General features: G+C 45.3%; 14 protein-coding genes. 10 read left to right on the top strand and 4 right to left on the bottom strand.

The window, feature by feature from the left end:
* Positions 1-368: 368 nt before the first annotated feature.
* From AB4589_RS11175 to AB4589_RS11155, 5 genes are all read left to right on the top strand, one after another.
* A complete protein-coding gene (locus AB4589_RS11175) occupies positions 369-1,517 on the top strand; it encodes an S-(hydroxymethyl)glutathione dehydrogenase/class III alcohol dehydrogenase (protein ID WP_017064961.1) in 1,149 nt (382 codons plus the stop codon).
* A 153-nt stretch (positions 1,518-1,670) separates the two neighbouring features.
* On the top strand, positions 1,671-2,510 hold the full coding sequence (gene fghA / locus AB4589_RS11170; RefSeq protein WP_372100459.1) for an S-formylglutathione hydrolase: 840 nt from the start codon (positions 1,671-1,673) through the stop codon (positions 2,508-2,510).
* Positions 2,511-2,650: 140 nt separating this feature from the next.
* Positions 2,651-3,004, top strand: coding sequence for a multidrug efflux SMR transporter (locus tag AB4589_RS11165; RefSeq protein WP_338141684.1), 354 nt, complete (start codon positions 2,651-2,653; stop codon positions 3,002-3,004).
* Between the two features lie 144 nt (positions 3,005-3,148).
* Complete coding sequence (locus tag AB4589_RS11160) at positions 3,149-3,550, top strand: hypothetical protein (protein WP_372100457.1); 402 nt, start codon at positions 3,149-3,151, stop codon at positions 3,548-3,550.
* A 187-nt stretch (positions 3,551-3,737) separates the two neighbouring features.
* Complete coding sequence (locus AB4589_RS11155) at positions 3,738-4,475, top strand: NUDIX domain-containing protein (protein WP_372100455.1); 738 nt, start codon at positions 3,738-3,740, stop codon at positions 4,473-4,475.
* A 140-nt stretch (positions 4,476-4,615) separates the two neighbouring features.
* Here AB4589_RS11155 and AB4589_RS11150 read toward each other — a convergent pair whose 3' ends face one another.
* The gene (locus AB4589_RS11150) at positions 4,616-6,136 is read right to left on the bottom strand and encodes an aldehyde dehydrogenase family protein (RefSeq protein WP_372100453.1); all 1,521 of its coding nucleotides are present in this window, start codon (positions 6,134-6,136) and stop codon (positions 4,616-4,618) included.
* Between the two features lie 353 nt (positions 6,137-6,489).
* On the opposite strand from AB4589_RS11150, the gene AB4589_RS11145 reads away from it, so the two are divergent.
* From AB4589_RS11145 to AB4589_RS11135, 3 genes are all read left to right on the top strand, one after another.
* Complete coding sequence (locus tag AB4589_RS11145; protein WP_372100451.1) at positions 6,490-8,277, top strand: sigma-54-dependent Fis family transcriptional regulator; 1,788 nt, start codon at positions 6,490-6,492, stop codon at positions 8,275-8,277.
* A 407-nt stretch (positions 8,278-8,684) separates the two neighbouring features.
* Entirely contained in the window at positions 8,685-10,538 is a 1,854-nt protein-coding gene (locus tag AB4589_RS11140) for a methyl-accepting chemotaxis protein (RefSeq protein ID WP_372100449.1), read from the top strand.
* Positions 10,489-10,935, top strand: a complete 447-nt coding sequence (locus AB4589_RS11135) for a methyl-accepting chemotaxis protein (RefSeq protein WP_372100447.1) — start codon at positions 10,489-10,491, stop codon at positions 10,933-10,935. The genes AB4589_RS11140 and AB4589_RS11135 overlap by 50 nt, the downstream gene beginning before the upstream one ends.
* Positions 10,936-11,072: 137 nt before the next feature.
* Here the strand turns inward: AB4589_RS11135 and AB4589_RS11130 are convergent, their stop codons facing one another.
* Complete coding sequence (locus AB4589_RS11130; RefSeq protein WP_372100445.1) at positions 11,073-11,924, bottom strand: LysR family transcriptional regulator; 852 nt, start codon at positions 11,922-11,924, stop codon at positions 11,073-11,075.
* 137 nt (positions 11,925-12,061) lie between these two features.
* Here AB4589_RS11130 and AB4589_RS11125 point away from each other — a divergent pair, with 137 nt between their 5' ends.
* Positions 12,062-12,709 carry a glutathione S-transferase family protein gene (locus tag AB4589_RS11125; RefSeq protein WP_372100443.1) on the top strand — a complete coding sequence of 216 codons (648 nt, stop codon included), beginning with the start codon at positions 12,062-12,064 and terminating at the stop codon, positions 12,707-12,709.
* Positions 12,710-12,785: 76 nt separating this feature from the next.
* Here the strand turns inward: AB4589_RS11125 and AB4589_RS11120 are convergent, their stop codons facing one another.
* Together AB4589_RS11120 and AB4589_RS11115 are read right to left on the bottom strand one after the other, a co-directional pair.
* The gene (locus AB4589_RS11120; RefSeq protein WP_009846209.1) at positions 12,786-13,019 is read right to left on the bottom strand and encodes a helix-turn-helix transcriptional regulator; all 234 of its coding nucleotides are present in this window, start codon (positions 13,017-13,019) and stop codon (positions 12,786-12,788) included.
* 10 nt (positions 13,020-13,029) lie between these two features.
* The gene (locus tag AB4589_RS11115; protein WP_372100441.1) at positions 13,030-13,593 is read right to left on the bottom strand and encodes a DUF2975 domain-containing protein; all 564 of its coding nucleotides are present in this window, start codon (positions 13,591-13,593) and stop codon (positions 13,030-13,032) included.
* A gap of 233 nt (positions 13,594-13,826) precedes the next feature.
* Here AB4589_RS11115 and AB4589_RS11110 point away from each other — a divergent pair, with 233 nt between their 5' ends.
* Positions 13,827-15,269 (top strand): N-acylglucosamine 2-epimerase, encoded by a 1,443-nt coding sequence (locus AB4589_RS11110; RefSeq protein ID WP_372100440.1) that lies wholly within the window; start codon positions 13,827-13,829, stop codon positions 15,267-15,269.
* Positions 15,270-15,396 lie beyond the last annotated feature (127 nt).

Below are 15,396 nucleotides of genomic sequence, written 5' to 3'. Positions count from 1 at the left end.
CTCCCTCGGTAATCACAGATCCTAGTGACATACAAACCTCGAAAACAAGTTGATGACCACCACACCAAATCACATAGACTATTAACTCACGCCCCATTTGTTTCCTATTAGTGTCTTTCATAGAAAGCTACTCAGAATGTTCTTACATTTTCTGAGTAACTACCCCTCTCCGAATCCTTCTGAATATACCCATTATTACAAATACGTAATAATAATTTTCTATTTAAGGGGATTATCAAAACATGCACTCGCACCTATACTGGCTCCAACAAAACGAGAGAGCGGAAACAATTAAGCTCAACTACGCTTAACGGGTTGAATTTAATTGCACGGTTATCCGCTGTATTGACATATATAGGAAACATCCAATGACAATCGAAATTAAACCTGGTCAAACTCATATCAAATCAAAAGCAATGGTTGCATGGGCAGCTGGCGAGCCACTAAAAATGGAAGAAGTTGATGTACAACTTCCTAAAGCTGGTGAGGTTCTAGTTCGCATCGTTGCTACTGGTGTTTGTCACACTGACGCATTCACATTATCAGGTGACGATCCAGAAGGTATCTTCCCTTCTATTCTTGGTCACGAAGGTGGCGGTATCGTTGAGATGATCGGCGAAGGCGTTACAAGTGTTGAGATTGGCGACCACGTTATCCCACTTTACACAGCTGAATGTGGCGAATGTAAATTCTGTAAATCTGGTAAAACTAACCTATGCCAAGCCGTTCGTGAAACGCAAGGTAAAGGCCTGATGCCAGACGGTACAAGCCGCTTCTCTATCAATGGCGAAACAATTTTCCATTACATGGGTTGCTCTACTTTCTCTGAGTACACAGTACTTCCAGAAATCTCTCTAGCGAAAGTAAGCAAAGAAGCACCGCTTGAAGAAGTTTGTCTTCTAGGTTGTGGTGTAACAACGGGTATGGGCGCGGTACTGAACACAGCTAAAGTTGAAAAAGGCGACAACGTTGCTGTATTCGGCCTAGGTGGTATCGGTCTATCTGCAATCATTGGTGCTCGCATGGCTGGTGCTGACCGCATCATCGGTGTTGATATCAACGAGAGCAAATTCGAGCTAGCAAAACAGCTTGGCGCGACTGACTGCATCAACCCAACTAAATTCGACAAGCCAATCCAAGACGTTATCGTTGAGATGACAGACGGCGGTGTTGAGTACTCGTTCGAGTGTATCGGTAACGTAAACGTGATGCGTCAAGCACTTGAGTGCTGCCACAAAGGTTGGGGCGAATCAGTCATCATTGGTGTTGCGGGTGCAGGTCAAGAGATCGCAACTCGTCCATTCCAACTAGTGACTGGTCGTGTATGGCGTGGTTCTGCTTTCGGTGGTGTTAAAGGCCGCTCTGAGCTTCCAGAAATCGTTAACCGTTACATGGCGGGTGAGTTTGGTCTTCAAGAGTTCATCACTCACACAATGGGTCTGCAAGACGTAAACGAAGCATTCGACCTAATGCACAAAGGTGAATCTATCCGTACTGTTCTACACATGGATAAGTAATTCTCCTTGGTCTCGATACTTAGGTGTCGAGGCCAAAGCTATAAATGAAAAGCAACAAACTGTCTTCACCACCTCCTGCCCGGTGGGTGGTGAAACTTTAGATGATATAGACACGTTATTCCCCAAAACCATCAACCTAACGGAGCACAATAGATGACAATCGAAAACATTAGCCAAGCAAAGGTTGCTGGTGGTTGGCACAAACAATACACCCACTTTTCTGCAACGCTTGACTGCAACATGCGTTTTGCGATTTTCTTGCCGCCTAACGCAAGCAAAGAAAACCCAGTTCCTGTTTTGTATTGGTTATCAGGCTTAACCTGTACCGATGAAAACTTCATGCAAAAAGCCGGCGCGTTCAAAGCTGCGGCTGAGCAAGGCATCGCTATTGTTGCACCAGATACAAGCCCGCGCGGCGAAGGCGTTGCCGACAATGAAAGCTACGATCTCGGCCAAGGTGCAGGCTTCTATGTGAATGCCACTCAAGCACCATGGGACAGCCATTACCACATGTACGATTACGTGGTAACAGAGCTCCCAGCTTTGATTGAATCTTTCTTCCCAGTAACGTCTGTGAAATCTATTTCAGGTCACAGCATGGGCGGACACGGTGCCCTAACGATTGGTATCAAAAACGAAGATAGCTACCGTTCTATCTCGGCATTCAGCCCAATCACCAACCCAATGCAATGCCCTTGGGGACAAAAAGCATTCAACCAATATCTCGGCTTAGATATTGAAGAGTGGAAACACTACGATGCCTCTGAGCTTCTAAAAACCAAAGGCACTAAGCTGCCAATGTTGGTTGACCAAGGTGAAGCCGATAACTTCCTGATTGAGCAGCTAAAGCCTGAGCAATTAGTCGAAGCGGCTAAGGTAACCAATGCCGATTTGGAGCTACGTATGCAGCCAGGTTACGACCACAGCTACTACTTCATCTCTAGCTTTATTGATGAGCATATTGAGTTCCACGTTGCTTACCTAAACAAGTAGTCGCACCGATTTAGCCCACACCTTGCAAAAGCGTGAGGTGTGGGCTTTTTTGTGCCTACTATTTGGGCTAGACCGCTGTTACGTAATAGCAACAACAACGATTAACACTTTCAAATACCCCGCTATACCAACAAAAAACAATACAACGAAAAGGTACGACTATGAGCTGGTTTTTCTTAATGATGGGCGTGATGGCGGAAGCACTTTCTCACGTAGCACTTAAAGCAACCGACGGTTTCAGTTTGTCTAAACCCATCCCTGCTCTATTAGTGATCTCAGGACACTTGGCGGCATTTCTATTTTTGAGCCAAGCCATGAAAGGGATGCCTGTAGGTGTGGTTCACTCTTTATGGGCGGGCTTGGCTATCGTAACCGTGAGCTTGATTTCTACATTTGTTTACCGCCAGCACCTCGATACTATGGTGTGGGTTGGTATGTTATTTGTGGCGGCAGGTGTTGTGATGATCAACCTATCTCAAGGTCACTCGCACTAGTGTAGATAGTGACTTATGAACAGTGTGTCAATTCGTTCAAGTTTCCTAACAGACAGTGTCGCCTTCACTTATTCATACTCTTACAATCGGCAAATCAAACCTGTTACCATAGCGTCTTCTACATCACCTATTTTGAAGGTTGCTATGAAAGCAATTAAGACTCTTTTCTTCCTGATGGTTTTATTAAGCGGTCTGTTTACCGCTTGGCTGTTTATCCCGATTCCAGCGACCATGGACAAGCAAACGCTCGACGTTCCATTAACGGAACCATTCAAGCTTGTGGCGTATCGCAGCAACCCGAATGATGCGAGCAAGCCGCTGACTTACCACTACTATGTGATTTCAGATGTAGTTGGTGTAGACGACATGGACCCGTTCCTGATTACCACGGACCAGTTCGTGAAGCTTGGCGAATTCGACGAGAACACACTCAACCTTACGGTTAACGGCAAGATTGATAGCTACACCAACGATTTGTGGATCAAGAAATCTGATGGCAAGCTTCAACACTGGTACGTGAGTATTAACGCGAACTATATTCGTTAGAGTCGAACCCTAATAGACCTCATTTCAAAACTGCGCTTTTGCTTCCAAGCGCAGTTTTTATTTCTAACCTCCCGCTTTACAAGCAAAGAAGATCCCACAAGCCATGCAGGTGTTATAAGCCCTTAAGATGTTATAAGCTCAAACTATGCTCGACGCCCAATCAATCAAAAACAACAAAGGATCACCCGTGGAATTTACGCTCGACAAATTTAACGGCATCATCATCGACCCGCTGACTGCACCCAACGATGCTGACTCATTCCACGCTGAGCTCAGCGAAATCACCGAGTTTTCAAAGCAAAACAACAAAGGCATTATCTGGATCAGTTTACCTATTTCACTGTCGTATCTTATCCCAGTAGCGACTGAACTCGGCTTTGTGTTCCACAACTGTTTAGAAGACGAGATAACGCTGATCCACAAATCCGAAATCGTCGAATTTGTGCCTTTCATCCCTACCCACACTTTGGGTGCTGGTGCGTTGATCACCAATGAACATAACCAAGTGCTGATGATAAAAGAGCACGGTATGACTGGCTACAAGTTACCGGGCGGCCATATTGAGTTGGGTGAAGGTATTGAGGAATCGGTTGTTCGAGAAACCTTGGAAGAAACCGGTATCGAGGCAACGTTCATTTCTGTGGTTGGCATGGCGACCAGACACCCGTATCAATTCGGTAAATCAAATCTCTACTTTATTTGTCACCTTATCGCTCAAACTCAAGATATCGCGATTCAAGACACCGATGAAATTGCAGAAGCTAAATGGATAGATGTTGAAGAGTATATTAACAACCCCGACAGCTACCCGTTTAACCGCCAATTGGTCGGCTCTCTGATAGGAAAGCAAGGTTTGGAACTCACTCAGCTAGAGGGCAACTATGGCCCGGTCCACAAGCCCGAGATCTTCTTTTCGAAAAGCTAGACCAATTCAAACATAAAAACGCCCAACTCAATTGAATTGGGCGTTTTGGTTTCTAGCTTTTGTTCTTAATTAAGCCGACTGCGTTGTTAGTTATTCTTTGTACCTATGATTCATTCTCATACTTTTAAAACGAATCTGTATTAAAAGAAGCCCAACGGATTAGTATCGTAGCTGATCAACAGGTTCTTGGTGTTTTGGTAGTGATCGAGCATCATCTTGTGTGTCTCACGGCCAATGCCCGATTTCTTGTAACCACCAAACGCGGCATGTGCTGGATAAGCATGGTAACAGTTCACCCAAATACGCCCCGCTTCAATGTTACGACCCATGCGATACGCTAGGTTTGCATCACGTGTCCACACGCCTGCACCCAAGCCATAATCGGTGTCATTGGCGATCTCTAGCGCTTCTGCTTCATCTTTAAACGTCGTTACCGCGATAACAGGGCCGAAGATCTCTTCTTGGAATACACGCATCTTGTTGTGCCCTTCCAGCATGGTTGGCTGAATGTAGTAACCGTTGCCGAGATCATCTGGTTGCTGCGCGATTTCACCACCGGTTAGCACTTTCGCACCTTCTTGACGACCGATTTCTAGGTAACTCAGAATCTTATCGAACTGCTCTTTAGAAGCTTGTGCACCCACCTGAGTATCGGTATCTAACGGGTTACCTTGTTTAATAGTTTGAGCACGCTCGACCACCTTGGCGATGAACTTGTCGTATACCGATTCGTGGATCAACACACGTGATGGACAAGTACACACTTCACCTTGGTTAAAGAACGCAAGCAACATACCTTCGACACACTTATCGAGGTAATCATCTTCATGGTTAAAGATGTCTGGGAAGTAGATGTTTGGAGACTTACCGCCAAGCTCAACCGTTGATGGAATCAAGCTTTCTGCGGCACATTTCAAGATGTGGTGGCCGACCTCTGTTGAACCAGTAAACGCCAACTTCGCTAAGCGATCGCTGGTTGCTAACGCTTGACCCGCTTCGCTACCAAAACCATTCACGATGTTGACCACGCCTGCAGGCAGAAGATCGGCGATCTTCTCCATCATCACCAAAATCGATGTCGGTGTTTGCTCCGCGGGCTTCATCACCACACAACAGCCCGCAGCCAGTGCAGGTGCCAATTTCCAAGCCGCCATTAAAATCGGGAAGTTCCAAGGAATGATCTGGCCGACTACACCAATTGGTTCTGGGAAGTGGTAACTTGCGGTGTTTGAATCGAGTTCAGCTGCGCTGCCTTCTTGCGCACGAATACAACCCGCGAAATAACGGAAGTGATCGACAACCAACGGAATGTCCGCCGCTAACGTTTCACGCACAGGCTTGCCGTTTTCCCACGTTTCAGCGACCGCGATTTCTTCTAGGTTCGCTTCAATACGGTCAGCAATTTTAAGTAGGATGTTAGAACGCTCTGTCACACTGGTTGCCGCCCAACTTGCGCGAGCTGCATGCGCCGCATCGAGCGCTAAGCTAATGTCTGCCTCGGTTGAGCGCGCGACTTGGCAATACACCTGACCATTCACTGGGGACGTGTTATCAAAATACTCGCCACTGACAGGCTTCACCCATTCGCCACCGATAAAGTTATCGTATTGCGCTTTAAAGTTCACCACTGCGTTATCACTACCCGGCTGTGCGTAAATCATAGTTAGATCCTTCTTAGATTTTTAGTCGTTGTTCATTCGTTATTGAGCTTATGTTGTCGAGCTAGCATGGCGGCTTCCCTTGAGAACAGATCTCATGAAAAGAGCTCTTAAAAAGAGTGCCACCATGTTTATGCTTTCTGTTTAAAACACTGATACTTCGTGTTTTCTTCACAACAGTAACAACGCAAATCACACGCCAGAACTTCAAAACTTGTTGTTAATAAATTGTAAAACTATGATTACCAAACGTTTACAACCCAAAGTGAGTTGGCATTGAACGGACGTCTGGAAAGCACTCCAGTGTTCAACTGTTCCAAATTGGTACACCCTCACTGTTACGACATGGAACAGTCATGCACCTTCAACAAGCAAACACCTCAGATTGGCTTTCGTCTTCTTGGCACCGCAGCACAGAAGCGGGTCTAAAACAGAGACGACTTCCCGAAGACATTCGCCTGCCACAATCGATTCTTAAACAGCGACGTCATCAATCATCTGACTTGATTCACATCGTCGAACGTAATGCTCTACCTCTGTTTAATCAGATGTTTGCACGCACCGACAGTCGTTTGATTCTGACCGACATTGAAGGGGTGATTCTGGCGAGTTGGGGACAGGAGCGGTTTAAGGAGAAGCTGACATCAATTGCACTCAGCTCGGGAGCGTGTTGGCAGGAACAACTTAAGGGCACCAACGCGATTGGCACCGCGATTGTTGAAGCGAAACCCGTATCCATCATTGGCGAGCAACACTTCATCCACCAGCATCGATTTATCAGCTGTTCAGCAAGCCCGGTGTTTGATCATCAAGGGCAGATGGTTGGCGTATTGGACATCACCAGTGAACAACAGCAACACGACAGTTCCGTGCAATTACTGGTTCAAAATATGGTTCAGCTTGTTGAAAATCAGCTATTAAGTCACATCCCACAAGGCACCACTCGTATTGACCTCGCGTGCGAGAAATCGTTGCTGCACAGTGGTTGGCAAGGGATAGTGATAGCCAATGAGGCGGGCGAGGTAGTCGCGCACAATCAGGTTGCCTCTCAACTACTGGATCAAACCTCGATCGTCGGCGAATGCATAGATACCCTGTTCAACCGAACCTCGTTAGACTCACCCTTTGTATTTGAGAAACAGCATCTCAAACAACCAACCACCAAGCGCACTCGCTCTATTTCAGCATCGTGCGACCTGCACCATGGCGAACAACAAATTGAACATGCTTGGCAGCAAGCCAACAAGGTAATCGACAAAGGGATCAGCCTGTTAATCTTAGGAGAAACGGGCGTTGGTAAGGGCGAATTTGTTAAAGCGTTACACAAGCAAAGCCAACGCAAATCGTCGCCCTTAGTGGCGGTAAATTGCGGTGCACTACCGAAAGATCTTATCGAATCTGAACTTTTTGGTTACGCGCCGGGCGCTTTTACTGGCGCAAGCCACAAAGGATTCCAAGGCAAGATCCGCCAAGCAGACAAGGGAATTCTGTTTCTCGATGAGATTGCCGACATGCCTTTAGAGGCTCAGTGTCGATTGCTGCATGTTCTACAAGACAAGTCCGTGGTGCCTGTTGGCTCAAATCAGAGCTACTACGTCGATTGTCAGATCATCGCCGCGACGCATAAAAACTTAGAACAGTTGGTCGCTACGGGGGAATTTCGACAAGATCTCTTTTACCGCCTGAATGGCTTGGCCTTTACTCTGCCGAGCTTGCAACACCGACAAGACAAGCACGCCTTAATCGAGCACATTCACCGTAAATACGCAGAAGACGAACAGACAATCTGCCCGCACTTAATGAGCTTACTGTGCGCCTATTCTTGGCCCGGTAATATCCGCGAATTAGATAACTTACTTAAGGTTGCTGCTCTATTGGCAAGTGATGAACCACAACTCACGCTAGAACATGTACCTAGCCATCTTGCTCAACATCTCACGTTATTAGCGCAAGATAATCAGCATCAACTGACGACTCAAAATACCACCAAAGGCACAACGAATAACGATTTAAGAAGTACCGTTGAGGAAACTTTGCTACAAACCTATCAAGCGAACCAAGGCAACATCAGCAAGACTTCGAGAATACTGGGGATCAGCCGCAATACCATTTATCGAAAGCTAAAGAGCTTGGGGATTCTTTAATAGTGAAGATGATCAATGGCCCAGTTACTTGAATTTAGTCTGCAAAGTATAAATACATACTTTTTAAGTGGGTATTCAATACTTCGGATGAAATTAAAATGTGACTGATGTCATATAATGAGCAATATATATCCACAACACCCTCAAACTACAACCTCCTGATTTACCAGGAAATTAAAAACGGCATCAAGTATAAAACATCAACAAATACAATTAGATAATAGAATAAAAACAGCCATACACCTATCTTATTGTTCCTCTCTAAAAGACATAATCCGGAGCGTTATACCATCCTATTTATATTTTTAATCACCCTATTCTTATTGTGTTCATTATTTAGAATTTTCCATTCACGTATCTTGTTTAAAATCTCTGAAAAACTACCACTATTTGGTTAGAGAGATAATATGTTTAACAGTATACGAACGCGAATTGCGGTGAGTGCGGGCGGAGCGATGGCTTTCACTCTGTTAATCGCCATGGGAATGACGACCAACGCATTTACCGATGTGAATAAACAAGTCACTGAAAAAGTAAAAACGCAGCTCACAGAGGCCACTGCTACGGATTTACAAAACACGGCACTTCAACAAGGTTTGAACATCGCTAACCAGCTTAACCCTGTATTAGCGAACCTTAAGCAAGTGCGCTCAATCATCGAATTAAGTTCAGAAACCGACGCAAGTGCAGAGCTTATCGTGAAACAGTTTACTGCGGCACTGGAAGCACAAAACAAAGCTGTATTTGCGGGTTACATGGTTTGGGAAGATAAGACATGGTCACAACAGTCTGTCTTGAATAACGAGCTCAACGTGAACAGCGAAAATGGCTCAGAGACGTCGCTGATTTCAGATAACCAACAAGACTCGAACACGGAACTGAGCATTAACACAGAATCAGACTCGAATATCGAATCTGGCTCAAACATCGAGTTAAGCTCAAACACTGAGTTAGGTTTTAACAGTCAGGGCTACCTTGCGCCTTTCTTCTCTCCCAATGACCAGAACAGCTTTGATGCTGTCGCAATGGAAAGCTTTAGCAATACCGAGCTCAACAGCAACGGTGAGCGCAAAGATGACTGGCACTTAATGCCATATCAAACAGGTAAAACGTTTGTGATGGAACCGTATTTTTATTCAGTGCGCGGCAAACAAGAGCTCATTACCACCATCAGCCAACCAATCAAACATGACGGAAAAATCATCGGCTCGCTAGGCTTTGATTTATCCCTACATGAACTCCAAAGCCAAAGTGAGTTACTTGCGCGTAACCTGTTTGATGGTCAAGGAAAAATCCTAATCACTTCATGGAAAGGTATTACACTGGCCAACAGCCGAGCTGGAAATATGGTGGGTAAAAAAGTCTCTTCTGAATTGGAATCTGAATGGTCAAAGATTCAGTCTATCGCTAACAGAGAAGGCGCCGGTCTTGTGACTTTCGGCGGCGATGAGTACGCGATTACTGCAATCGATACCAGTGATGCGCCATGGGTAGTCATGGTGTCTGTTCCTAGTAGTCACCTAGCCAAAAGCGTCAATGACTACACCGAGTGGAGTGATGCTCAGAATTCAAAAGCACTTGAAAAAGGTGTGTGGGCGGGAATCATCGCCGCTCTTCTAGGCATTGCCTCAATGGCATTCATTGCTAACTCTTTGGGCAAGGTTTTGAACAACTTAGTGGAACGCTTTAAAGATGCAGCACAGGGTGAAGGTGACTTAACTTATCGCATTGAAGTGAAAGGTAAGGATGAAACCGCTCAGCTTGCACACTGGTTCAATACCTTCCTATCTCGCATACAAGAGATGCTACTTACCGTGATGGTAACAGCTGACCAAGTGGATAAAAACGCGACAGAAGGCCAAGCTCGTGCTGAAGTTTCACGTGACCAGCTGAATTCTCAAGTTAACGAAGTGAACTCACTTGCCACCGCTATCAATGAAATGAGTGCAACAGCGCAAGAAGTGGCGAACTCAGCGGTTCAAGCAGCGGCAGCTGCAAGCCAAGTGCAAAGCAACAGTCTCAATGGTATGACGCGCATGGACGATGCCGCCAGTGCTGTAGACAGCTTGGCTGTGCAGGTTAACGATGCGCAGCAACAAACACAGAACTTAGTCGATTCGAGCACCGCTATTCAGGGTATCTTGAGCGAGATTGGTGGCATTGCAGAGCAAACTAACTTACTTGCACTGAATGCCGCGATTGAGGCAGCTCGTGCAGGTGAGGCTGGTCGAGGCTGGTCGAGGCTTTGCAGTGGTTGCTGATGAGGTTCGTAACCTAGCGAATCGAACTCAAGGTTCAACAGAAGAGATTCGCTCTATGTTGGCTCGCTTAGAACAAGAGACTCAATCTATTGTGTTACTGATGGAGCAAAGCCAGAATCAAGCGAACAACACAAAAAGTGAAACCGAAGCTGCACATCAAGCCTTGTCTGAAATCAACCAAGCGATTGAAGTGATTAATGACATGAACAATCAGATCGCTTCCGCGGCTGAAGAGCAAAGCTCTGTGTCAGAAGAGATTAACCGCAATGTAGTGATCATCAATGACACAGCAGTGGAAGTGATGGACACCATGACATCATCAGTAGCAATCAGTAATGAGCTGACAGTGAAAGCCGGAGATTTACACGGTGAACTGAGTAAGTTCAAGCTTTCTTAATTACCAACAACGTCTAACAATAACTAGGCCGAGAAACACTATGTTTTCGGAGAAACGCAACGTTCTTCGTGAAACACCATGTTCTCGGCCTATCTATTTTAGCTCCGCACTCAACATTACCCTCACCGAGCAAAAATCTAATTGGAGTCCAACTCCACAAGTTGGTTAAGCACTTCTTTGTCTAACACTGGGTGATGTTTGCTCGCTAAAATCAGCACAATATCCACCGAAGGCAGTGGTGGCATATCTTCCAGAATGTTCAAATCAGAAGTCACACTCAGCTTACCCATCGCGCCAATCGCTAAACCTGCCTTAACAATGGCACGTTGCGCCGAAGCGGTATTACTGCACGCCAACAACTGATAAGGCGTACCCTGTTTAGTTAGGCCATTCACTGCCGCTGCGTGATACTTACAATCGGTCTGAAACAAGGCTAATGGGACGGGTTTAGAATCATCGAACACATAGTCTGGGCTGCTTATCCATACACCCACATCACTGGTAAGCCAATAGCCCTCTTCACTGTCAGGCGCTCGGGTGACAATTGCAGCGTCAAGCCTGCCATCATCCAACCACTCTCTGAGTGTAATGCTTGGCAGGCTGAATACTTGAATAGAACAGGTGGGTTCTGCTTTCTGCAACAGGCGAATCACTTTTGGCAGAATAGTGTCATTGTAGTCTTCAGGGCAACCGAGTCTTAAAGGTTGTTTGTCTTCGTAACGCTTTACTTGCTTGAGGGCGGCATTGTGGAGGGCGACCAACTGCTCCGCATGAGAACGCAGCGCTAAGCCAGCCTCTGTCAGCACGAGATTACGGCCTTCTTTCTGGAAAAGAGTCACGTTGAGTTCTTCTTCCAGTTTGCGCATCTGCGTACTGAATGCCGATTGGGTGCGATTGATCTGTTTCGCAGCACGAGTAAAGCTACTAGTTTCTACAAACGCGAGAAAGCCTCGCAAAGCATCAATATCCATATTGAAATTACCACCCATCGTTTTTATTAATGTATTGCATCAAAATTATCCGTTAGTGCGCCGCAATACAATCCCCTAAGCTCAAATGCATACCCCTAAGGCTTATACCTTACCCTAAGTCTCAAAGCATACCCACTAAACGCAAGGAAGCAACTATGCAGCTTTATATTGGAAACCAGAACTACTCAACTTGGTCACTGCGCGCATGGCTAATATTCGACAACTACAACCTGAATCCGGAAGTCATCAAGCTCAAGCTATTCACGTCTGACTTTTACGACACACTAGCTTCAGTGACACCAACAGCCAAAGTTCCAACCCTAGTTGATGGTGACGTTGCTGTGTGGGATTCACTGGCGATTCTCGAATACGTTAACGAATCTTACTTGGACGGCGCAGCATGGCCTAAATCCGTGAAAGAACGCGCCCATGCCCGAGCGATTTCGGCAGAGATGCACTCTGGTTTTTTTGCCGTCAGAAATGAAATGCCGATGAACTGCCGCGCTCAACGAAAGCTTGCTTTGAGTGAAGAAGCATTGAAAGAAATCGCTCGTATTGATGACATATGGTCGACGCAAATGGAACAATATCCAGAAGGTTGGTTATTTGGTGAATGGTCGATTGCCGATGCGATGTTTGCACCCCTTGCATTGCGCGTAGAAACCTATGGTATCAAACTTTCAGAGAAGGCATCACAGTATCAGCAACGTGTGCTCAACAGCCCATCAGTACAAAAATGGTTGGCAGAAGCGAGCTTAGAAACCGATGTGGTTGAAGAGGACGAGGCGGGAGAGCCGGTATAAATAGATTAAAAAGAGTCTCGATGCGATATCGAGACTCGTTCATTATTAGATGATTTGAAAGCGATTTCCTTACTGGCTACTCTGCCGCAACGCCGTCTTTGTGATCATTCGGTTCAAATTCTAAAATATCACCAGGTTGGCACTCTAAAACTTCACACAGCTTGTCGAGCGTCGATAGCCTTACGGCTTTGGCTTTATCATTTTTTAATACGGACAAGTTGGCTTCTGTTATCCCAACTTCTTTTGCCAATGTCTTTAATCGCATTTTCCGTTTGGCCATCATAATGTCTAAATTAATGCGGATAGTCATGACAAGTCCTTTAAATCGTTTGGCTATGTTCGTCAGCCAGAATATAACCTTCTTTCATCACCCATGAGATGATCAAAATAATTATACCCAATATCAGTGTTAAAAAGTCCATACCAACGAAACTAATCTCAAAGATACGGTCACCTGGTGGATTATTGAACGACAGAATCACTGACATCAATGAACCATAGATAACTGAACCTAATACCCAATAGAACAAGCTATATCCGAGTTTCTGATAGGACATTGCGTTTTCTAAAGAGAAGATTTCACCTCGCTCATAGTTACGGAATAGGCGTATCAGAACCGTTAATGCATACATAAGAATGCTCGACATCGCCAAACTGGTGAACATTGCGATGATTCTTGTTGTCATAGTAAGTGGAGAGACTGTGAGTGGAGAGGTTATAAAGTAATCCATCTCGATGGAAAACTGAATAATGCCCATCTCACTAAGAAAGTCATAGGGTGTTTGAACAGTTAGCCAGAAGTAACACACCATGATCGGAGTGAGTGCAAGAAAGGACTGCAGTAGCATTCGCACACGGCGACTTTGTTTTTGAATCTTAGACATACTTATATTCCTGTTGAGTTGATGGAAGAATATTAAGATCAAAACAAATGATGATCAACAATAATTTATCGATAAACGATAATTTATTGTTTATTTGCAATATTAAAATGAGTAAGACCCAAATAGTCCTACATCTACACCACAAATAATTTGGTCGATTGTGATCGCCTAATCACAATGTGCAGATGTGATTGTTTATATTCAACTAAATTCAAATAGTTAAGATAAACGTTATGTTACGAGCAACCATCGCATTACTCAGTGTCACTAGCTTGGCCGTATCTGCCAATGTCACCCTTCCCTCTGGAGAAGACTGGATCAATCATGCTTCTGAAGGGCTCGCACCTTACTGGCTTATGCCGAGCGCACAGGGAGAACCGATAGGCAACTTCCCGACATTTCGTTGTGATGATGGCACCTTGCTCGATGTATCTGATGTGTGTCCTGAATTGAACAGAGGCTGGATCACTCCCCACTTTGGCAAGGAGTTTACGCGTATGAAATCACGCCAAACCTATGCCTATGGCGTGCTCTATCACCTTACTGGAGACAAACAAGCTTTAGCGCTTGCCAAGCAAGGTGCCTACTACCTCATTGATCAACTAGAAGATAAGAAAAATGGTGGCTTTATTGGCTACACAAAAGAGGGAAAAGCGGGTCAAGATTGGCAGCAACGTACCTCTCAAGATCAAGCGTATGCGCTGGTTGGACTCGCGATGTACTACTACCTGACCCAAGACAAAAAGGTAGAAGAAGCACTCATCGCCCAACAAGCTTTTATCTTTGATAAATATAGACTTAGCGACAACAGCGGTCTTGCTTGGGTACTCGCCGACGGTGAAGATGGCAGTGAAAAACGACGTGAACTGGTCGCGCAACTTGATCAAATAAACGGCTACCTGTTGTTAGTCGCTCCTCTGCTCAAAGAGCCCGTCAAAGCCAAATGGCTTGATGACTTAAACTGGCTCACGCAAGCCATGATTGATCACTACCACTCTGAAGATGAACAACGCTTCTACGGCGCAATTCACGACAAAGCAGCAATGATGCCGAATGCCAATCATAATGATTTTGGGCACACCATTAAAGCGTATTGGATGACCTATCTAACTGGTCATGCATTAAAAAATTCCGATTGGTCTGAGTTTGGTTTAGACGGTATGAAACACACTTTGGCTCAGGCGCAATATCAAAAAGATTTTGCCAATGTATCTAACTACTTTGGCGAGCGACTTCAGAAGATGTGGCAAGGGCAAGATATCACGGGCTGGCAAAGCAGACCTCACAGCCAATGGGCGTCATCATGGGAATGGGCTGAGCTTGATCAAGCTGCGATGACGGTATCGCTTATCGATGGTTCAATGAAAGACGTACTGCAATACACCCTGCCCACCTTTCATGATGTATGGGTAGATCATAAGTACGGTGGCGTTGGGCTTGAGCCTAAGCGTACTAAAGCTTTCCATTGGGGCAATGGCTACCACCAATTTGAACATGCGCTGATTGGCTATTTATATGCTCGACAAGAGGAAGGTAAATCCGCTGTACTTCACTACGCAAGGCCAACCAACAGCAAGATGCCAATGGAACCTTATTACTATCAAGGAGATGTAATTAAATTAGAGAATCAGAGTGATGGAACGCAAAAGGTCAGTTTCAACAACATTCGACCTTGATACCTGATATTCACTCATCGGTACTTTTAGACGTGGTTAACGACTAAGACGGAACTGATGAGTGGCTAGCTGTTGGCAAAGCCTGAAAAGAAGATCTTCAGGCTTTTGAAATACCGTTGAGCAACAT

Source organism: Vibrio sp. 10N.222.49.A3 (assembly GCF_041475145.1).
Taxonomy (GTDB): domain Bacteria; phylum Pseudomonadota; class Gammaproteobacteria; order Enterobacterales; family Vibrionaceae; genus Vibrio; species Vibrio tasmaniensis_A.
The sequence above is the reverse complement of the archived record's forward strand: the minus strand, read 5'-3'. Positions and strand labels throughout refer to the sequence as shown.